Origin of the sequence: Pseudomonas sp. TH15 (genome assembly GCF_016651105.1) — a bacterium.
Classification (GTDB): domain Bacteria; phylum Pseudomonadota; class Gammaproteobacteria; order Pseudomonadales; family Pseudomonadaceae; genus Aquipseudomonas.
Window position 1 is genome coordinate 2,169,977 of the sequence record NZ_JAEKEL010000001.1, and the last position, 21,055, is coordinate 2,191,031.

Consider the following 21,055-nt stretch of genomic DNA (forward strand, 5'->3'; position numbering starts at 1 on the left):
AAACTGAACCACTACAGATGCAACGGGGCTGTATTACTACGGTTTACGCTATTACATCCCGTGGTTGCAGCGCTGGATGAACCCGGATCCCAAAGGTTTTATCGATGGAAGCAATCTCTACAGGATGGCGCTGAACAACCCGATTACCTATCTCGACAGCGACGGAGCGATCACGCGAAAACCGTTGGCCAATGGCTTATGGGAACCCGTCATTGCGTCAGCTTCCAACCGCGAAATTTCCGCCGTCGCATTCAAGGATAAAGGCGAACCGAATCGGTTTGTACCTGCAATGGGTAACCCCACCAATATCGGGAAAGCATTGCAAGTGCCTGAGTTCGGCAAGGTGGTGGTCGACACCAAGTTTCTAGACCCGACGCCCGGGCGTTATTCCAAAGCGGTGGTCAACGGCCTCAGTAATACTGCGGGGGAGCCGAATTCATATTCACCATGGATAAGCTGACTTACTCAGGAGCAAGCAATGGTGTTTTCAACGCATTGAGAATCATCGACATCGCCGCCGGCCAGATGCCTGATAAAACCAATGCGGTTTCCGGCTATTGGGCGCCTCAGGGCGGGTATGTCGATATCCCCGTCAATCCGTCCGGGACCCAGCCAGATCACGTCTTCACCCCTGCCTTCAGTGGCTGCTCGCTGACGGTCGAACAGTTGAACGAAAACGTCCTTCGAGTGCGTCACGTGGAAGGTGGCAAGGAAGATGCCCAGTTCAATAATCTGCCTCGCAGCGAGCATGGTTTAGGCCTCGGTGCGGCAATGGAGTATCCCGATTACGGCTATGCCGCTAACGACAGCGGACAAATGCAGGAGTTTAAGAATGCTTTCGCCTTCATGAAATTCGATCAAAAACAGCAGGCATGGAATATCCACTATCAGACCGTTGAGGGAACCGCCAGCATTACACGTTACGAACCGGCCAACAGGGGCTTGTTCACCAGAACCAATGCCAGTGTATCCGCGCATGCTTCTACCAAAATCCGCCAGTCGATGAGCAAGCGTGTGGCGATTGCGCGGTAACTGACAACTGTATGAAAAAGCCCCCACCCAACCCACTGCGGATAGGGACGCAGCGGGCTGGACGAGGGCTTCTTGTGTTACCGGTTAATCACTGCGCGATGGTTTTCACCGACACGCCGCGTTCGATCGGGGTGGAGCGACCGTAGATATCTTCAAACCGCTCGATATCGTCTTCGCCCAAATAGCTGCCCGATTGCACTTCGATGATCTCGAGTGGAATCTTGCCCGGGTTGCGCAGGCGGTGGACCGAAGCAATCGGAATGTAGGTCGACTGGTTTTCACAGAGCAGGAACACGTTTTCGTCGCAGGTCACTTCAGCGGTGCCGCTGACCACGATCCAGTGTTCGGCGCGGTGGTGGTGCATTTGCAGCGACAGGCATGCGCCCGGCTTGACCGAGATGTGCTTGACCTGGAAACGCCCGCCCATGTCCACCGAGTCGTAGGAGCCCCACGGACGATAGACTTCGCAGTGGTTCTGGGTTTCGCTGCGGCCCTGTTCGTTGAGAGTGTTGACCATTTGTTTCACGCCTTGGACCGAGTCCTTGTGGGCGATCATCATGGCGTCCTTGGTTTCGACGACCACGATGTTTTCCAGGCCGATCACCGACACCAGTTTACCGTTGCCGTGGATCATGCAGTTTCTGCTGTCCTGGATAACCACGTCACCTTTGGAGACGTTGCCGTTGGCGTCTTTTTCATTCACTTCCCACAGCGACGCCCAGCACCCGACATCACTCCAGCCGGCGGTCAGCGGCACGACGCAGGCACGCTGGGTTTTTTCCATCACTGCGTAATCGATGGAGTTGTCCGGGCAGCAGGCGAAGGTGGCTTCGTCGAAGGTGATGGTGTCGGCATCTTGCTCGCTGCGCTCAAGGGTCAGCAGGCAGGTGTCGTAGATGTCCGGGTCGTGCTTTTTCAGCTCTTCGAGGAAGCGGCTGGCGCGGAACAGGAACATGCCGCTGTTCCAGAAATAACCGCCGGACTCAACGTATTCGGTGGCGCGTTTGACGTCGGGTTTTTCAACGAAATGCGACACGCGGCTGACGCCTTCGGGAAGCAGCGAATCATTGGTCGACTTGATGTAGCCGTAACCGGTTTCCGGTTTGGTAGCCGGTACGCCGAACAGCACCATTTCGCCGTTTTCGGCAGCGACGGTGGCCAGGGCCAACGCACGTTGCAGGGCTTTCTGGTCTTCCAGCACGTGGTCGGCCGGGAGCACCAGCATCAACTCGTCGCGACCTTCATTGACCAGCATCATCGCGGTCAGGGCTACCGCCGGTGCGGTGTTGCGACCGAACGGTTCCATCAGGATGCGCTGCACTTGCAGCTTACGGGTGCTCAGTTGCTCGTTGACGATAAAGCGGTGGTCCTTGTTACAGACCACGATCGGGGTGTCCATGCCCTCGAACACCAGGCGCTCCAGGGTTTGCTGGAACAGCGTGTGCTCGCCGGTCAAGGCCAGGAACTGTTTGGGGAACTGTTTACGCGAAAGCGGCCAAAGACGTGAGCCGCTACCACCTGACAAGATTACCGGAATCATGTTGTTACTCCTTAAAATCGATTGGTTAGAGCTACTGCGTTCTGTCGTTTCACTCTTGTTCTTGTCTCGTATCCGAACGGTCACTGCGATCCCCTGTAGGAGTGAGCCTGCTCGCGATTGCGGTGGGTCAATCAACACATTCGGTGAATGTGAAACCGATATCGCGAGCAGGCTCACTCCTACAAAGGGAGCTGCGTCAGTTCGGGAAATTTGTTAGCGGGTCGACACCGGGCGTTTTACCCAGACTGGCGACAGGCTGCTGCCGCTGCCGGTGACGTACAGCACGGCCGCTTCACCGCGTTCCAGGGCAACCGGTTTTACGTCGCCGACTTTGGTCGCGCCGTCATACAGGGCCAGGCTGACTTTCACCGGGTTGATTTCACGCTCGCCACGCCCCTTGGCCGCGACCGACGGAACCACTTCAGTCTTGCCGTCGGCGGTTTTCAGGGTCAGGGCCTTGTCGCTCAGGTTCTGCACGCGAACCAGGGATTTTTGCTTGTTCTTGAACGGCGGCTCTTCGATCAGTTGTGGCGCGCCGCTGGCGTTGTTGACCAGGGTGTAATAGTGGTCACCGGCGAGTTTCACCGGCAGGCTCTGACTGCCGACCTTGGCGCTGTAATCGCCGCCCGGCATGAAGCTGAAATCGCTGCTGGCCAGTGGCGCAACATCGTTCAGCGCGGTGGTGCCGACGCTGGCGCTGACCTCCGCGTTACTGGCGTTGTAGATCCGCACGAAGGTCGAACCTTTCGGTGCGGTCGGGCCGTAGAGTGCGGCGTCGCCAGCGAAGGCGGACATCGACAACACGCTCATGCCAGCGACGAGAGCAAAGGTCTTGGCGAGACGGCGAGGAGTAGTAGTGAAAGTCATGGGTGTACCTCTCTTTCAGTTTTGCGCCCGGTCGGGCGTCTCGGATTTAGTGGTTGCAGCTACGTTTTGTTGGCGAACGCCGGCTTCTTTAAGCTCTGCGACCCACTGCGGGTCGGCGTCACCGATTTCGTTGTTCACAGGCAGATAACGTTCAGGAAACTCCCAGATCAGCACCTGTGGCGGGCTGTTCTTGAAAGCATCGCTTTCCAGGTAGGTGAGCATCGGCAGGATCGGGCCGTGGCCGTCTTCGGAGTAATTGACCACGTCGCTGTGCAGCGCTTGTTTCAGCGCACCGACGAAGTTCCAGTTCGGGTTGGCGCTGTAGCTGGTGCCGATCAGGGCCACCGGCACTTCGTTGTTGGCGAACAGGGCGTCATCACCGGCAGGCGGGTTGTCAGCGGCCACGGTGTTGCGCTTCTGCAACGGCTCGGTGGCCGGCATCAGGTTTTCGAACAGCGGGTCCAGCGGCAGGAACAGTCGCAGGTCGCCTTTGTGGGTGACTTTTTCCGCAGGTGTGGTGACGAACTTTTGCGGTTCGCCGCTGAGCGGGGTTTTCGCGGAAATAGTCTTGGCCAGGGTTTCGGCGGCGATTTGCGCGCCTTCCGGGGTCCAGTGAGTGTCGGTGCGCAGGAACACTTGCTGACCGCTTTGCTTGGCCTGTTGGAACGGGCCGAGCAGGTCGGGGGCGAGGATCTTGTCGGCCGCCACACGCGCATGGAAGTCCTGGTAGAGATTGGCGTGGATGCTCGCCGGTTTCACTTCACCCAGGTGTTCCGGGTACAGGCGAACCTTGGCCGGGACAATCGCCATCACCAGTTTTATGCCTTTGGCTCTCAGGGTTTGGCGCACGCCTTCGACCAGCGCGTAGTTGCCTTGCAGGTTCAGCTCTTCGTTGACGATCGGGTTGAACTCTTCATCGCTGTACAACCATTGATCGCGACCGAGCACCACGCCCGGACGACCTTCATTGAACAGTTTGAAATCCAGCGCAGCCCAGAGGTTGGTGCCCAGGCGCTTGATCGGGAACTCGGCGTCGTAGTGCGTCTCCACGGCTTTGGTCCAGCGACCGTTGAGCACCGTGGTTTCGGCACTGGTGTTGAAGCCGAAGAAGCTGCGCGTCGACCAAACGCCCAAGGCGAACAGCGTCAACAGGAACAGGGCGATGTAGAGGATGCGTAATGAGCGGGTCATGGTCAGATCCCTCAGAACTGGAAGTAAAGGAACGGCGAGAAGCTTTGCGCCGAGAGTTTGAAAATCGAGGCGATGAACAACACCAGTACCAGCGTGCGCATCACGTAGCGCGACCAGTCAGCGGTCCAGTAAGCCGGTTGCACGGTGGCTTCAACGCCGACGGTGTAGCCCGGTTCGTGGATGCTGGCCGGGTTGTCGCCCGGTACGGCTTTGATCATTCCAGGCGTGGCGCTCGCCGGGCCATCGGCCTCGACATTCACGGCAGGCTTGGTCTTTTCCGGCGGACGATTGGTGTAGAAGTCACGAATGCCGAAGAACGCCAGGGTCATGTAAGCCACGATCAGCGTCGCGACTTGCAGGCCGGTGAGGCTGGCCTGGTTGAGTTCCGACAGTGACCATTCGCCGAAGCTGAACATCGCGCCGTACATGCGACCGGCGACGTGCAGGTTTTCCGAGCGGAAGATCACCCAGCCCATCACCACCAGCAGGAAAGTCAGCGCCCAGCGGATCGGGTTGATGCTGCGCGGCGAGGTGTTCAGGCCCAGGGCCTTTTCAATCGCCAGCCACATGCCGTGCCAGGCACCCCAGACGATGTAGGTGATGTTCGCGCCGTGCCACAGACCACCGAGGAGCATGGTCAGGAACAGGTTGCGATAGGTCATCAACGTACCTTTACGGTTACCGCCGAGGGTGATGTACAAGTAGTCACGCAGCCAGGTGGACAGGCTGATGTGCCAGCGCCGCCAGAACTCGGTGATCGACTGGCTGATGTATGGCTGCTTGAAGTTTTCCATGAAGCGGAAACCCATCATCAAGCCCAGGCCGATGGCCATGTCGCTGTAGCCGGAGAAGTCGAAATACAGTTGCGCGGTGTAGGCCAGGGCGCCGAGCCAGGCATCACCCGTGGTCGGGGCTTGCAAGGCGAAGCAATGGTCGGCCACCACCGCGAGGGTGTCGGCGATAAAGACCTTCTTGATGAAACCCTGCATGAACCGCGTGCAGCCCTCGGAGAACTTGTCGAGGGTGTGGGTGCGGTTGTTGAACTGGTCGGCGAGGTCGCGGAAACGCAACACCGGGCCGGCAATCAAGTGCGGGAAGATCGCCACGAACGCCGCGAAGTCGATCAGGTTACGGGTCGCCGGGGTGTCACCACGGTAGACGTCGATGATGTAGCTGATGGACTCGAAGATGTAGAACGAGATCCCGATCGGCAACAGCACGTGGGTCAGGATGAACGGCGATAGCCCAACCGAGGTCATCATCGCGTTGATGCTGTCGACGCCGAAGTTGGCGTACTTGAAGTAGCCAAGAATGCACAAGTCGACGGCCACGCCCAGGAGCAACCAGCGCTGGGCCGGTTTGGTCCGCACGCCAGCGGCACCGACCTTGAGGCCGATCCAGTAATTCCATAGCGTGACGGCGGCGAACAACGCGAGGAAGTCCACGCGCCACCAGGCATAGAACACGTAGCTGGCGATCAGCAGCAGCAAGTTGCGATAGCGAATCCCGCTTAGGTAGTACAAGCCGAGAAAGATCGGCAAGAACAAAAACAGGAACACATTGGACGAAAATACCATCCCGATCTCTCCATGTTTAACCAACAGTCAAGGGCCAACGGCCCCCCCAAACCCCCGTGGTAGTGGAGGGATGAAACGGTGTTTCTGTCAGGGTCGTGCAGGGCCTTGAAATCTTTCCCTCACCCCCGCCCTCTCCCGGAGGGAGAGGGAGCCTGATCTCCAGGGCTTTCAAAAATGGAGATCGACTCGGTATTTCTGTGCAGCCTGATCTCGATTGTTTTTCAACGCCTGAGATCGACTCGGTATTTCATTTCGGCGTAACTCGCACAGCCACCTCAGCCAGTCCCCTCTCCCTTTGGGAGAGGGTTAGGGTGAGGGGCTTTTGCATTTCGCCTTTCAAGAACCTTTGTTACCTTTTTCATTGGCCGGGTCGTAGACCTTGGTCAAATCCCCACCCAAACGGAACGTCTTGAACGGCTGCATCTTGTGCTTCTGTGCCAGCACATCCGGCGAGCAGGTGTAGAGCGAGCAGAACGGTTCGAGCCAGGCGAATTTCGAGTCGACCTTGAGGTCTTTCATGTCCTGTTCCTTGCCGTTCTTTTTCTCGAACTCTTGCGGATCTTTCACACCGGAAAGCACGCGATCCCCCAGGCGTTTAAGCGCGCCGTTGTTTTCCTGACGCAAATCCACCCCGTTGACCAAGGCAAAACTGGCGATCATCGACAGCGGCGGCAGGGCGTAGTTGTGATAGGAGAGGGCGCGTTGCTGGCGCTTGAGTTCGTTCGGCAGGAAGCCATCGGCGTCGATCTGATTGGCGCCGATTTTGTATTCCTTCACCGACCAGTCGAACAGGTCGCGGCGGTTGGTGGCGATGGACGTTGCCATCACCGACCAGGCGGACCAGTACGAATGGTTGTTGGTTTTGTCGAGCGGCAGGTTGTCCCAATCGCTGACCACCTGGTCGGCCATTTTGCTGAACCAGGCTTCGATCAACTGCGACTCTTGCTGGTGGTTGGCCAACGGATGCGAGTCGGAGAACTTCAGGCGAATGTACGAAGAGGCCATGCTGCCCAACGCCCATTTGCGCATCGACTTGCCGGTGTGGTTGAAGTCCTTGGACATCAACGCATCAGCCTTGGCCCAGGCGGTCAACCAGTTGAGCGTGCACTCGAGTTGTTCCGGGCGACCGTCACGCATGAACTGCATCACGCGCTTGCTGGTGCCGCGTTCCAGTTTGGTGATGTCGGACGTGGTGTCACGGAAGGCTTTTTCCGACTGCACGTTCAGGGTCGAACGGGCCTTGTCGGAACCTTCGTATTTGCTGCGAAATTGCAGCGGGCCGGTGTACGGCGTCGGCATCGGATCGCAGCCTTCGCTGTTGTCGCCGGTCTTCATCTTTTCAATCGGCGCGAAGTAACCCTGTGGCGGGCGCAATGGCGCGGCGGCCTGGGTGGCGCCGGCGAACATCGCCAGCGTCAGCAGGGATGGGGCGAGTAACTTTTTCAGCATTCGGGTTTGCATGCATGTCATAAGAGGTAGCCTCATTGTCCGGCTTGAGCGGTGTGTTGCTCAGCGCCAGGGAACACGTTGCGTTTGCAGATTTTCGCTTCGACTTTTTGCGGCGCGGCACCCGGTTCTTCAGGGCCTTGGACTTCGACGGCCAGCAAGTTCTGCGAGGCCCAGTCTTCGTCGGTGCGCAACTCAAAGGCGAAACGCCCGTCAGTGTCGGAGGTTTCCGGTTTTTCGATTTTGATGTCCTCGTGGCGACCGTTCATGTACCAGAGGGTGGCGTGCAGGACTTTCACCGACGCGTCGGCAAACTGGATGTCGACCTGATGCCCGCTGTTTTGCAGGTTCAGGTTCTTGCTGTTGACCATCAATTCATTTTTGCCCGGCTTCAGTGTGGTGCTGCCGGTCATCTGGGTTTCCTTGCCTTCGCAACCGTTGTCCAGCAGCGCCATCATCTGGCGGTAGATGGTTTGCTGGTCGAGGCGATAGAGCGGCGAGAATTCCCAGATCAGGATTTTCGGCGGTTTTTTCTGGAACTCTTCGCTGCCCAGGTACTGCAGCATCGAACCTTCCAGACCGCCGCCAGGGAACGCCACGTTGAGGATGTCGGCGCCGATGGCCTCTTCGAGGAAACCGGCGAAGTTGTAGTTCTTGCCACTGTGGCTGGTGCCGACCAGGGTGATCTCCGGATTGCCGGAGTCACCGAACAGATCGCCATCCGCCGCTTCGCCCTTGGGCTCCGTGGTGAACTGATCCATGTACTGGATCGCGTAGCTGGTGCCACAGAGTTGACCGGCCATGTTGTGCAATGTTCCGGTCTTACCCATGCGACCCGACTTATGGCTCTCGAATTCGCGTTTCGGCACGTCAGCGAAGGCCGGCATTTTCTTGATTTGCTCACCGACGATTTTCGCCGTGCGCTGGGCGCCATACGGCGTCCAGTGTTGGTCGCCGCGGAAGTAGAAATCGTGGGCCGGCAGGGTGTCGGGCAGCGTTTCGTTGGTCAGTGGCGACAGGTCCGGCACGGTATAGCCCATGGCGGCGAAACGGCCGAGCATGGTCTTGTAATTCTTCAGGGCCTTGTCGAAATCGTACTTGGCCTTGTCTTCCGGATTGAGTTTGTTGCGGTTCACCAGGCCTCGGGTCGGCTGGTAGACGACCACCAGTTCCACGCCTTTGCTCTTGAACGCATCGTGCAGTTCTTTCATGCGTTTGTAGCCGGCCGGGGAGGTGTCGAACTCGGTGCGCAAGTCTTCTTGCGTACGGAACAACCAGTCGCCCTGGGCCTGCACCAGCGTGGTGAAGTTCTGCTGATAACGGGTGGTGTAGTTCTTCGCGTCGTGGGCTTCCGGGCACAGGTTGCAGCACGGGTCGGCGGTGAACTTCGGCGCCGTTGCGCTGGCGGCGGCATCGTCGGCACGGGCGCCGGCGCTGGCCGCGAGAATGCCGGCGGTCAGGGCCGACAGGCTGAGTAATTTGATCAAGTGTGGGTGCATAAAATTATCCTCAGTCCCGCATTTCGGTCTGGCGTTCGACAGGGTCGATCAGCACGGCTTTCTGCTGGCGCACCAGCAGGTCGAGAATTTCATCCTGACGGTCGCCAAGAATCCCGTTGAAGCTGATGCCGCTGGATTTGGTCGGCGCGAGCATGGACACGCGATACAACTCGACGCTCAGCGGCGAGTCGATGGACAGCGGTCCACTGCCATTACCGGCCAGTTCGCCGCCGACCACGATCAGCGACACTTGCGCGTCGAACGGGTCGAGCTTGATGTCCCGGTCGGTGTCGCTCAGGTCCTTGATGTGGCCGTAGACACCGGTCAGGCCGTTGGCCAGGGCGAGGTTTTCGTAGAGGCGAATGTTCACGCTGTTACGAATCCGGATGCCGTGGCGCTTGTTGCTGATCACCTTGTTGCCCCACAACAGGTTGTCGCCACTCTCGTAGAGGGTGATGCCGTCGGTGTGGTTCTTGTAGATCTCGTTGTAGGCGATCAGGTTGTTCACGCTGTTACGGTCGATCACCAGCCCCGAAAGGTGGTTGTCGTAGCTGCGGTTGTTGAAGATGAAGCTGTTGTTGACCTCGCGGGAAATGATGATCCCGTGCTTCTTCTTGGTCCCGTGAACGGTGTTGTCGGCAATGATCAAACCGTGGGAACGGTCATGCGGGTCAATGCCGTAGACGATGTTGTCTTTGTAGGTGTTGCCCTTGACCACGAAGTCGCGGGTTTCGTAGCAGTAGAAGCCGTACCACATGTCCGAGAACTCGGAGCCGACGATCCAGCCAGTCGGTTCAGGACGCTTGAGCACCTTGGCCATGTTCGGCGTGTATTGGGAAATACTCACGCCGTAGGACTTACTGTTGGCGTAGCCGAAACTGGCGATCTTGCTGTTGGCGATGTAGGTTTCGGTGCCGCCCCAGGACAGCAGGAACGGACGGAATTCCTTCGGCGTCTTGAACAGCGCCGGGCCATTGTTTTTCTCGCTCCACCCAGTGATTTTGGTATCACGCACAAACAACTGGCCGTCGTTGACCAGAAACGAACCGGCCTCTTGGGACAGGCGCAATTCCTGGGTTTGTTTATCGATTTCGAGGATGCCCTTGCGGCCGACCACGATCGGCAACTTCGCCAGGAACACACCCGGCGAGGTTTCGCTGAAATACTTCGGCTCTTTCTTGGCCAGGTCCTTGAGGTTCATGTAACCGTCGTCGACGAAGATCGCCTGCGGGATGCCGTGCTGACGCACCACCCACTCGGCCATCTTGTTGTCGCCGCCGATGAAGTCCTTCAAGGCGTCTTCTTGCATCATCCGGCGCACGCTGATCTTGCCCGGTTTGGTGCGGACGATTTTTGCGGCAATGGCCTCCGCGGTGTAGCCGGACAGGTCTGGCAGTTTCGGTGCGGCCAGGTCCAGCGGCGCGGTCGGTGCGCTGCTGACGGTGTAGGTCTTGGCTTGCTGCAAGCCCTTGGCCAGGGTCGCCGGTTGGCCTTTTTGCACAGGCGCAGTCGGTTCCGCATTGGCGAAGGCCACCGAGCTGGCCAGCAACATCGCGCCGGCCAGCAAGGTGATCGAGCCTCTCTTCGGATGGGTCATGTCGGGGACTCCCTTCGCGGTTCGCATCAGAAGCGCCAGATCACGTCGATGAACGCGCGGTGCATGTACGAATCAACTTGTTTGCCATAGGCATCGCCGGGCTTGAACACGCCGCCACGGAAACGCACCAGGGCCGAAGGCTCATCGATCGACTGGCTCAAAGCGGCGGGCAACAGCCCTTGCTTGAAGTACTTGGTGACCACCAGGTCCATTTCCTGACCGAGGTCTTTGTTGCCATCTTCCAAAGGCAGCGAGGTGCTGGAGAGGATCGCTCCGGTGGCGTCGTCGGTGTTGTTCTGGACGGCGTTGATGCCGTTGCTGCCCACCGGTTTGTTGCCGTCCACGCGCCAGAATTTGTGGTAGATCAGGCTGGCGTCGTATTCGTCGTTGAGCATCCACGAACCGAACAGGGTTGCGGTTTGCATGTTGTTCATTTCGCCACGGAAGGCTTCGCCGAAACGGTGAACCCGCGAGCGAGTACCGGTGTAGTTCGAGCGGTTGCTTTCCAGGCCGTTCTGTTCGTAATCGGCGCTGGCGCGGGCATACGCTGCACCGACTTGCCATTGCGGATCGAGGCGCAGGCGCACGCCGATATCGGTGGCCCAGCCATTGAGGTCTTCACCACGCTTGGCTTCGGCCGGGCGGGTGCCATCGGCGTTGAGCGCGTTGACCGTGTCGGTGTCGCCGCTCATGCCGGTGATGCTGCCCCAGTAATTAACCGTATTGGTGTTGCGCCAGTTGTAGGCGTCGCTGTCGGCGGTGAGGCCAAGCCAGGTGAGGTCGCCGTTCTGTTTCTTGTCCAGCGAGTCGCCGGCTACGCCCGGTTCCGGGTAGTCGAGCTTGCCGTCATCGTGGGTGTGATGACCGCGAATGCCGACCCAGTTGCCCGGCGTCCACTGGTACGCCGCATCGGCGTAGGTGTGCAGGCGATCCTTGTCTTTTGGCGCCAGCTCTTTCAAGTCGGTGCGGTATTCGCTGAAGCGTTCGGCGACACCGGCGTTGGCGCGCAACAGGGTGGTGTCGAAGGTCCAGTTCAGGGCTTCGATGTTGGTGTCGCGCCATTGGCCGTCGTCATTGCGCAGGCGTTGGCGACCGAACTTGAGCATCTCGCCGGGGTAAGGCGTGAGGCCGCTGTAGCCGACCCAGAACTCGCGCATGGCCAGGTAGTTTCTCTTCGACGTGCGATCACCGCTGTTGGTGGTCTGGTTGACGTCGTCGGCCTGTTGCAGGGTGTCGGTTTCGATGATGTCGGTGGACGTCACGGCTTGACCCATGGCGTAGGCGCTCCACGCACCGCGTTCACCGTAGACCCATGGACGCAGGTCGAGGCCGATGCCATTGACGTCGCCGCCGGGCGCGGTGCCGAGGTCGGCGTCATCTTCGGACTGGCCGGTGATCTTCACTTCCAGGCCGTAGTTCTTGGCTTCGGTCATGGCTGCCAGGGTCGGACACGACCACAGCAGGGCGAATGTCAGGCCAATACCGGCCTGTACAAATGGATTCAACTTCATAGGGATTCCTCGCCGTCTTCTTCTTGCAGGGCATGCAAATCCAGCTTGTTCTGGCTCGAGGCACCCCGAACGGCCTGTTCTTGTTTCAACAGGCGTTGGGCCTCGGCGAGCTGGGCAGGCGGCAGTTGGGCTTCTAATGTTGTCGCGAGCTCATTGGCTTGCGGGGTGTCCTGAGCCTTGGCCAACTGGCTGAAGACGTAAGCGTTGAGCGGGTTGGGCTTGGTGCCCTTGCCTTGGGAAAACAGTTGGGCGATGGCGAAGTCGGCGCTGTTCTGGCCGTTGCGCGCAGCGGTCAGCAGGTGGTCCAGGGCTTTCTGCGAATAGACTTTGCCCAGGTAACCACGGCGGTAAATCTGGCCGAGGTAGTAATCGGCGGCGACTTCGCGGCCGACGGCTTTCTGGAAATGTTCTTCGGCGACCTTGGCGTCCGCCGGCACCCATTTGCCTTCGTAGTAGAGCTTGCCCAGCAACAGTTCGGCGCGGGGTTGATCCGCCGCGCGACCGTTGTCCAGGTACTTCATCATCGTGTCGATGTCACCGAGTTCCGGGAAGTCGTAGAGCAACTGCGCCAGGCTGACCCAGGACGCGGGGTAGCCAGGCGCGATGCCTTCGAGCAGCGACTGCGCGGTTTTCTCGTCGGTCTTGCCGAGGGTCGCATCGCCCAGTACGCGGGCCACGCTGTCCACTCGCTGAGCGGAAACCGTGCCACGCGCATGAGCGGCTTGCATCTGCTTGATCAGCTCGGCTTGTTTCTCTGGCTCGGCTTTTTTCTGATAAACCGTGGCCAGTTCGACGTAGCAGACATCGGTGGTGTTCAACGCGGCTTTGCAGATGGATTCGACTTCATCCAGGTGCTGGTCGTAAGTGCCTTGGGTGCGATAGAGCAGCACCTGGGCCAGGCCCGCTTCCGGTTTGCCTTCGGCGCGCCACTTGCTGATTTGCTGCTGGGCGTTGATGTTCGGGAAACTGTGGGGATATTGCAGGTACAACATCGCCAGCGGGATCAGGGTGTTGCCTTCGCCATTGGCCGAGGCTTTTTTCAACAGGCCTTCGGCTTCATGCTGTTCGGCTTCGGTCGAGCCGGGCTTGGCCACCAGCAGACGACCCAGGCGAGCCTGGGCGCGGGGCGAGGTGTCGGCCGCGGCACGGTACGTCGCCTCGGCCAGTTTCATTTGGGCCGGGTCACGGCTGTCGACCTGAATATCCGCTAGCCCGACCTGGGCTTCGGTGTAACCCATGGCCGCCAGTTGCTGGTAATTCTGCTGCGCCAGCGCGGTGTCGCCGCGCTTGAGGGCTTCGTTGGCCAGACGCTGGTCGGGCAGGCCGGCGCAACCGGCCAGACTCACGGCCAATGCCACGGCACACAGAGAGCCCATGTGGGAGCGGGCTTGCTCGCGAAGCAGGCGCTGCGGTGTATCAGACAAACCGAGTTGACCCTTTCGCGAGCAAGCCCGCTCCCACAGGGACTGCGGTGTGTTCAGGATTTTTTGGATGGTCACAGGCATGTCCTCGACTTAAAGACCGGCGGCCATGGCTTTGTCGATCAGCCAGTTCAGGTTCGGGCCACGATCGCTGTTCACTTCCACCGGGCGACCGGCGAGGGTGGTGTCCAGCGGCTCGTCAGGCTTGATCTGTACGCGGATGTCGGAGGACAGGTCGGCGCTTTTCAGGCTGGTGCTGCTGACGATTTTGCCAGTGCGGGTTTTGTCTTCGCCGGCGATTTCGAAGGTCACTGGCGCACCTGGACGCACGTCGGCGAACTGGCGATAGGTGAAGCGCGCGTCGATGTTGGCTTCGCTGTTGCGCGGCACCAGGTTGAAGATCACGTCGCCCTTGCTGGCGTACTGACCGTTGGCGACCAGTTGCTGGGCGACGGTGCAATCGCACGGCGACGTCAGGGTGCCGGTCATTTGCTTGCCGAACAGTTCTTCAACCTTGGCCGGTTGCAACTGCTCTTCGTCCAGATGGCCCTTGAGGACATCGAGCATGCTGGTGCTGAAGGTCGCCAGTGGGGCGCCTTTGGCGGCGACGCCGTCGGCTTTGATCAGGCTTTGCACAGTGCCGTCGCGCGGCATGGTGATGTTCATGCCCGGTACGCTGACGATGCCGGCCTGGGCGTGGCTGACGAAGTACATGCCGTACACCGACTTGAAGATAAAACCGAACGCCGCGAGACCCACGAGGAAGATCGCGAAGCTGAAGGTCACCGCACGCAGACGCCCGAACGGGGTCATGCCGTGGCCGCCATCCTTGACCTTGCGCGCCTTGGTGAAGTTGTCGCGCTGCAGCGTTGCCAGCACTTCACCCATGCTGACGATGTCGCCGGCCAGGTGAGAGGTGATCAGGTGGCGCAGGGTCGAGATGTCCTGGGTTTCCAGGTTCTGGAACTGGCAACCGGCACGGCCGGTCTGGCGATCGTAGGAGCGGATCTGCAACTCCACGTCCATCGCCAGGCCCAGGTTATCGATGACGAACTGCAAGCGAGCCTTGTGCACTTCACCGACGGTCAGGGCTTTCTGGGTGCCGGCGTTAAAGCACAGGCCGCCAGCGGAAAGGTCTTCGACCCGCGCTTCGAGCGGTGCACCGGTGGTCCCGAAAAAGCGCAGCTTGGCCGGGATTTTCACGCGGGCGTGTTGGCGCTGGGCTTCGGATTCATGCACTACGTTGGTGTTCACGGCGGTATTCATATGGGCTATTTCCTGGCTAATTCAATAAGGGGGCGGTCAGACCATCATCAGCAGCACGGCGACAAAAATGCTGCCGGCGGAGAAGGTCATGGTCCGAGACGACCAGGTGTTGAACCAACGTTGAAAGCTGGCGAGATCACGGGTCAATTTGGTGTCCTGGCGAGTCCAGGATTGTTGGTCGAGGCGGAAGAACACGTAGATCTTCACCAGCGCGCCGACGATCTGGTTGTAATAGAGAATGATCGGGTAGGCCGGGCCGATCCGGTGACCGGAGCACGACAGCAGCAGGGTCAGGATCAGGCGGGTGATACCAATCCACAGCAGGTAAGCGAGGATGAACGCGCCGCCGTACTTGAAGCTGGCGATGATCGCCACGGTCAGTCCCAGCAAGGACGTCCACATCGATACGCGTTGGTCAAACAGCACCACCGAAGTGAACAGACCGAGGCGTTTCATCCCCAGGCCCAGGGCGCGGGAGTTCTGGCGCAGGTTGTTGCCGTACCAGCGGAACATCAGTTTGCGGCTGGCCTTGATGAAGCTTTTTTCCGGCGGGTGTTCCACGGTGTGGATCGCGGCGTCCGGTACGTAGAAAGTGTCGTAGCCCAGGCGCATCAGGCTGAACCAGCTCGACTTGTCATCACCGGTCAGGAACTTGAAGCGGCCCAGGCGCCAGTGTTGCAGCGAGTCGCTTTCCACGTCGGCGATAAAGTCCGGGTCGGTGACCACGGTGGCGCGGAATACCGACATCCGGCCGGTCATGGTCAGGACGCGCTTGGACAGGGCCATCGAGCACATGTTGATGTGGCGCTGGGCGAACCGCAGTTTGTGCCATTCAGCCATGACGTAGCCGCCGCGCACTTCGCAGAACTCGTTGGTGGTCAGGCCGCCGACATTGCCGAACAGCTGGAACCACGGCACGGTCTTGAGCACGACGCCTGGGGCGAGCACGGTGTCGCCATCGATCACTGCAACCACTGCGCGGTCGTCCGGCAGGTGGCGGGAGATGGCGCGGAAACCGTAGGCCAGGCCATCGCGCTTGCCGGTGCCGGGAATACGCACGAAGTCGAGCTTGACCCGATCCGGCGGGTTCATCCGGGCCCAAAGACTTTTCACCAGCAACTCATCGGACATTTCGACGATTGAGCAGACCATGGTGGCGGGCAGGCCGCAGTCGATCGCTTCGCGAATCACCGAGCTGTAGACCTGGGCGGTGGTCAGTGCATCGATACGAAAACTGGTGACCATCAGGTACACATGGGACGGGTCTGCCGCTTTACCCAGCTTGCGTACTTTGCGCCGCAGGTGCGGGTAGACGATGTACAGAAAAATCATGCCGCGCACAAAATGCGTGGCACCCATCGAGTAACGCCAGATCCCGATGAAACCAATCAGGAAGATGAAGTCCTTCGACTCGGAGTCGAACGTGGACGCAGGCAACGCCATGGCGATGCCCATCAATAAACTTAGGTAAAACAGCCAACCGGCGGCCTGAAGTAGGCCGTGCTTTAGCCTGTGCATAATCTGCATCCGTCTCTATCTCGGGCGAGCCTGTTGGGTGGCCCGATGGGGTTAAGGCAGGCTTACAAAAACTTGCAAGGACATGCAGGAGCTGCCGAAGGCTGCGATCTTTTGATCTTTCGCTTGGGATTTTGGTGTTCCCGAAAAGATCGCAGCCTCGTTTCACTCGACAGCTCCTACAGGGCTGCCTTACCAGCAGATACCTTCGGTGCGCGTACCGGCGTCGGTGGCCTTGGCCATGAAGCCGACCAGGTCGATGACCTGTTTGCCGTGCGGTGCTTGCTGGGCCAGGGCGCGGAATTTCTCGTCACGGTTGCCGAGGATGATCACGTCGGAGTTGCTGATCACTTCGTCGAAGTCGGAATTGAGCAGGGACGAGACGTGCGGGATCTTCGACTCGATGTAGTCCTTGTTCGCGCCGTGGACACGGGCGTATTCGACGTTGCTGTCGTAGATGCTCAGGTCGTAACCCTTGCCGATCAGCATTTCCGCCAGATCCACCAATGGGCTTTCGCGCAGGTCATCGGTGCCGGCCTTGAAGCTCAGGCCCAGCAGGGCGACTTTGCGTTTGTCGTGGCTGGAAACGATGTCGAAGGCGTTCTGCACTTGCGACACGTTGCTGCGCATCAGCGAATTGAGCAGCGGCGCGTCAACGTCCAGGGAACTGGCGCGGAAGGTCAGGGCACGCACGTCTTTGGGCAGGCAAGAGCCGCCGAACGCGAAGCCCGGACGCATGTAGTACTGCGACAGGTTCAGGGTTTTGTCCTGGCAGACCACTTCCATCACTTCACGACCATCGACGCCGACAGCCTTGGCGATGTTGCCGATCTCGTTGGCGAAGGTCACCTTGGTGGCGTGCCACACGTTGCAGGTGTACTTGATCATCTCGGCGACAGCGATGTCCTTGCGGATGATCGGCGCGTCGAGCTCTTCGTACAGGGCTTGCAGCACGTCGCCGCTGGCGGTGTCGAACTCGCCGATGACGGTCATTGGTGGCAGGTCGTAGTCGGCAATCGCGGTGCTTTCACGCAGGAACTCAGGGTTGACCGCCACACCGAAATCGACGCCTGCTTTCTTGCCGGAGCAGTCTTCGAGAATCGGGATCACTACGTTGGCTACGGTGCCTGGCAGTACGGTGCTACGAACCACGATGGTGTGGCGGGAGGTCTTGTCACGCAGGACAAAACCGATCTCGCGGCACACGGCTTCGATGTAGTTCAGTTCCAGATCACCATTTTTCTTGCTCGGCGTACCAACGCAGATCATCGACACGTCGGTGTCGCGAATCGCTTCTGCGAAGTTGGTGGTGCCGCGCAGACGGCCGGTCTCGATACCTTTGGTCAGAAGCTCGCCCAAACCCGGTTCAACGATCGGCGACTTGCCGGCGTTGATCATATCGATCTTGTCTTTGGCGACATCTACGCCAATGACGTCATGGCCACGTGCAGACAGGCAACCGGCACATACTGCACCGACGTAACCCAAACCAAATATGCTGATGCGCATCGCATTTACCTCTGTAATGATCAAGCCATTAGATGGCAGGAGTTAATGGTGTTCAGCGGTGATAGTGCACTCGAAAGTGCGGCTTACAGGCGCCACAGTGCCGCATGCAGGCATACTAAGTTCTGAGTGACTCGCTCTAATGAATAGAGAGGTGCACTCAAAATGTGCGCAACGTGGCCTTATTATTATGGTGTGCCCTGTAATGCCGCCCATCCCCTGTTCAGAAGATGTTCGTGCAAAGGTCTTTCGCACTCGATACCTGGCGCTTAGCCAGTGAAATCAAGCGTTTCAATGCTCAAATGAGCATTTTTATTGGGGCGCAGCCTTGGCCTTGTAGGGGATAGTAATGGTGCATATCTCCTGTCCATCTAGTTGTTTTCAGACTGGTTAGTCATCTAGTCAAGTTGCTGTGACAACTTGGTTACATGGCTATCTGCCTAACGTAAGTTATCTCTTACAAGCTCGGTGAGAATAGTTACCGGTGGTATGAGCTACGCATTTGGACATAGTTCCAGCCCGCCCATCGCGAATTCTGAAATTTCTTGAAATATTGAAAAAGATGGCACTGCTTTCATATTGATAGCACTTACCATTTGGGCCTTTATATAAAGGGTCATTATCGAATTAGATGGGTAAGTGCCACTATCGATAAAAATATTTGGTGCCACTACTGAAAAAAATGGCAATTGTCGAGTGAAATAAATCTTAGAAAAGACAGGGATGAAAAACTGGCGCCATTAAAATGGCGAAAAACGGCGAGGGATTTTTGACATCGTGCGAGGTGCACGACTCTTTATAGAAAGAGTCGTGCATTGGGCATGCATTACTCCGGCGCGTGATCGCGCAGGAATACCAGATTGTCCGGTTTGGACTGTTCGGCGTTGTAGCGGTAGCCCTGGACATCGAACTGCTTGAGGGCGGCCGGGTCGTTGATGCGCTCTTCGATGACAAAACGGCTCATCATCCCGCGGGCCTTCTTGGCGTAGAAGCTGATGATCTTGTACTGGCCGTTTTTCAGGTCCTTGAACTCGGTATTAATGATGCGTGCGTTCAAGGCGCTGCGTTTGACCGCCGAGAAGTACTCGTTGGACGCCAGATTCAGCAGCACGTCGTCGCCCTGGTCGGCCAGCGCTTCGTTCAACCATTCACTGATCCGTGTGCCCCAGAAGGCGTATAGGTCCTTGTCACGGGCATTCGCCAGTTTGGTACCCATCTCCAGCCGATAGGGCATCATCAGGTCCAGCGGGCGCAGCAGGCCGTACAGGCCGGACAGCATGCGCAAATGTTGCTGGGCGTAATCGAAGTCGGCTTCGCTGAAGGTCTGGGCGTTCAGGCCGGTGTATACGTCGCCCTTGAAGGCCAGCAGTGCCTGCTTGGCATTTTCCGCGGTGAACGCCGGGGTCCAGCTGCCGAAACGCGCGGCATTGAGGCCGCCGATCTTGTCGGAGACGTGCATCAGCTCGCTGATCTGCGCTGGTGTGAGATCACGCAGTTGCAGGATCAGTTCCTGGGAGTGGTCCAGGTATTGCGGCTGGGTAAAGCGCTGGGTGGCCGGCGGTGTTTCGTAATCGAGGGTCTTGGCGGGGGAAATCACCATCAGCATGAAGTCGTCTCCTTTAATCGTGGGGGCGATTCTAGGGGGTTGTCCGTGTTGACTCCAGCTATGGGGGCTATAGGTGTGGGGAAGCTCGGGCATTTGCGACGGCTGGTGGATTTTTCCTCACCCTAACCCTCTCCCAGAGGGAGAGGGGACTGACCGAGTGATTCTTTCGATTTACGCCGACCTGAGCTATCGAGTTGAACTCAAATTTTAAAATCAACGGAGATCGGCTCCCTCTCCCTCTGGGAGAGGGCTGGGGTGAGGGCAGCGTCCGTGAATCTTGCACATCAGCTATAGTGCCGCGCGGGTTTTGTTATGGAGACATCCCATTGCGTATCGTTTTTTTATTCTCGGCCTGGCTATTGAGCTTTGGTGCCATGGCAGCGCCGGGCGATGTGGCGACCCTTGATCGCAGCACCTGGCCAGAACAACTCAACAGCCCGACCTTGTTCGACGTCGCGTCACGGGCTGAAATCCTCATGTTCGCCCGCGTCCTGCTGGCCAGCGAATCCCTGGACGAGGCGGGCCTGGCCCAGCGCCTGGGCCTGCGCACGGTCAATCTGGACTCGGTCAACAGCCTGCGTGAACGTATGTGGCTGCGTCTGCTGGCCAACTACAACTTCGCCCAGCAGAGCTGTGATCAGGATGCATCGTTCTGTTTCCTGGTCGAGGACATACCGACCCTGCGCGAGCAAGCTGCCAAGTTCCAGGTCAGCGATGACAGCTATTACACCAAGTGGGCCGAGCCGAGCCGACTGTTCCATGCCCAGTACCTGGACGAGCAATTGCGCAAGGCTGCGCTGTTTCCGCAAACCAGCAGTGAAGTCGATCGTTTTGGCGACTATGAGCGCAACGGCGACGAGATGCATGACCGGTTGTTTTTGCTGACCTTCGACAGCGCGGCCAACGCCGTCCCGGACAATACGGCCTGGGCGACCGAGTACCTGCGCAAGTCGAACATGAACGGCACCTTCTTCGTCCTCGGCAAGGACATTCAGGCCCGTTTGGCCGAGCGTTCGGTGTCTGGCCTGCAAGCGCTGTATTCACAGCAATGCATTGGCGTGCAGGGCTGGGAGTTCCGTTCCCATAGCCATTGGCAAGACTGGCAGGACTCGGTGAAGCGCAGTGTCGAACTGGTGAAAAACAAACTGCCGGAGAATTACGTGCCGCTGTTTCGTCCGCCCGACGGTCAGCGTCGCTCCGATGCGCAGGGCTTTTTCGAGTCGCAGGGTTTGCAGGTGGCGCTGTGGGACATCGATCCCCAGGACGGTGCCGGCAAGCTCAAGGGCAGCCAGAGTGCTCAGCGGTTGCTGACTTTGATGTTGCTGTGGCGCCACGGCGTGATCAATTTCAACGTGAAGCAGGATGCCGTGAAAACGTCGATGCCCTGGCTCATCACGCAAACGGCGCAAAGCGGGATCGGTTGGGAAGACTGTCAGGGTGCGTTTCGCTGAAAACTGAAAAAGCCCGCAAACATTGGGGCA

15 protein-coding genes and 1 pseudogene are annotated in these 21,055 nt (G+C 58.7%); 3 read left to right on the forward strand and 13 right to left on the reverse strand.

Annotated features, from left to right (window positions below):
* Nucleotides 1-16: 16 nt before the first annotated feature.
* Nucleotides 17-166, forward strand: a pseudogene (locus JFT87_RS28355) (RHS repeat-associated core domain-containing protein); the annotation flags it as partial.
* A gap of 281 nt (nt 167-447) precedes the next feature.
* Nucleotides 448-1,032 carry a hypothetical protein gene (locus tag JFT87_RS09715; RefSeq protein ID WP_201200761.1) on the forward strand — a complete coding sequence of 195 codons (585 nt, stop codon included), beginning with the start codon at nt 448-450 and terminating at the stop codon, nt 1,030-1,032.
* 88 nt (nt 1,033-1,120) lie between these two features.
* Here JFT87_RS09715 and JFT87_RS09720 read toward each other — a convergent pair whose 3' ends face one another.
* The 13 genes from JFT87_RS09720 to yaaA all read right to left on the reverse strand — a co-directional run bounded on the left by JFT87_RS09720 (nt 1,121) and on the right by yaaA (nt 19,574).
* A complete protein-coding gene (locus JFT87_RS09720; protein WP_201200763.1) occupies nt 1,121-2,572 on the reverse strand; it encodes a mannose-1-phosphate guanylyltransferase/mannose-6-phosphate isomerase in 1,452 nt (483 codons plus the stop codon).
* Between the two features lie 213 nt (nt 2,573-2,785).
* Nucleotides 2,786-3,439 carry an alginate O-acetyltransferase AlgF gene (locus JFT87_RS09725; RefSeq protein WP_201200766.1) on the reverse strand — a complete coding sequence of 218 codons (654 nt, stop codon included), beginning with the start codon at nt 3,437-3,439 and terminating at the stop codon, nt 2,786-2,788.
* 15 nt (nt 3,440-3,454) lie between these two features.
* Complete coding sequence (locus tag JFT87_RS09730; RefSeq protein WP_201200767.1) at nt 3,455-4,630, reverse strand: alginate O-acetyltransferase; 1,176 nt, start codon at nt 4,628-4,630, stop codon at nt 3,455-3,457.
* 11 nt (nt 4,631-4,641) lie between these two features.
* Nucleotides 4,642-6,207 (reverse strand): MBOAT family O-acyltransferase, encoded by a 1,566-nt coding sequence (locus JFT87_RS09735; protein ID WP_201200769.1) that lies wholly within the window; start codon nt 6,205-6,207, stop codon nt 4,642-4,644.
* A gap of 336 nt (nt 6,208-6,543) precedes the next feature.
* Nucleotides 6,544-7,677 (reverse strand): mannuronate-specific alginate lyase, encoded by a 1,134-nt coding sequence (locus tag JFT87_RS09740; RefSeq protein WP_201200771.1) that lies wholly within the window; start codon nt 7,675-7,677, stop codon nt 6,544-6,546.
* Between the two features lie 11 nt (nt 7,678-7,688).
* A complete protein-coding gene (locus JFT87_RS09745; protein WP_201200772.1) occupies nt 7,689-9,152 on the reverse strand; it encodes an alginate O-acetyltransferase in 1,464 nt (487 codons plus the stop codon).
* A gap of 10 nt (nt 9,153-9,162) precedes the next feature.
* Nucleotides 9,163-10,749, reverse strand: coding sequence for a mannuronan 5-epimerase AlgG (gene algG / locus JFT87_RS09750; protein ID WP_201200774.1), 1,587 nt, complete (start codon nt 10,747-10,749; stop codon nt 9,163-9,165).
* Between the two features lie 26 nt (nt 10,750-10,775).
* Complete coding sequence (locus tag JFT87_RS09755; RefSeq protein ID WP_201200777.1) at nt 10,776-12,260, reverse strand: alginate export family protein; 1,485 nt, start codon at nt 12,258-12,260, stop codon at nt 10,776-10,778.
* Complete coding sequence (gene algK, locus JFT87_RS09760) at nt 12,257-13,759, reverse strand: alginate biosynthesis TPR repeat lipoprotein AlgK (RefSeq protein ID WP_201200784.1); 1,503 nt, start codon at nt 13,757-13,759, stop codon at nt 12,257-12,259. Before algK ends, JFT87_RS09755 begins: the two co-directional genes overlap by 4 nt.
* A gap of 15 nt (nt 13,760-13,774) precedes the next feature.
* Nucleotides 13,775-14,947 (reverse strand): alginate biosynthesis protein Alg44, encoded by a 1,173-nt coding sequence (locus JFT87_RS09765; protein WP_201200786.1) that lies wholly within the window; start codon nt 14,945-14,947, stop codon nt 13,775-13,777.
* 36 nt (nt 14,948-14,983) lie between these two features.
* Nucleotides 14,984-16,465 carry a mannuronan synthase gene (gene alg8 / locus JFT87_RS09770; RefSeq protein WP_416350750.1) on the reverse strand — a complete coding sequence of 494 codons (1,482 nt, stop codon included), beginning with the start codon at nt 16,463-16,465 and terminating at the stop codon, nt 14,984-14,986.
* A gap of 189 nt (nt 16,466-16,654) precedes the next feature.
* A complete protein-coding gene (locus JFT87_RS09775; protein WP_201200788.1) occupies nt 16,655-17,971 on the reverse strand; it encodes a nucleotide sugar dehydrogenase in 1,317 nt (438 codons plus the stop codon).
* A gap of 823 nt (nt 17,972-18,794) precedes the next feature.
* The gene (yaaA, locus tag JFT87_RS09780) at nt 18,795-19,574 is read right to left on the reverse strand and encodes a peroxide stress protein YaaA (protein WP_201200790.1); all 780 of its coding nucleotides are present in this window, start codon (nt 19,572-19,574) and stop codon (nt 18,795-18,797) included.
* Between the two features lie 326 nt (nt 19,575-19,900).
* Between yaaA and JFT87_RS09785 the strand changes: the two genes are divergently transcribed.
* Complete coding sequence (locus JFT87_RS09785) at nt 19,901-21,025, forward strand: polysaccharide deacetylase family protein (protein WP_201200797.1); 1,125 nt, start codon at nt 19,901-19,903, stop codon at nt 21,023-21,025.
* Nucleotides 21,026-21,055 lie beyond the last annotated feature (30 nt).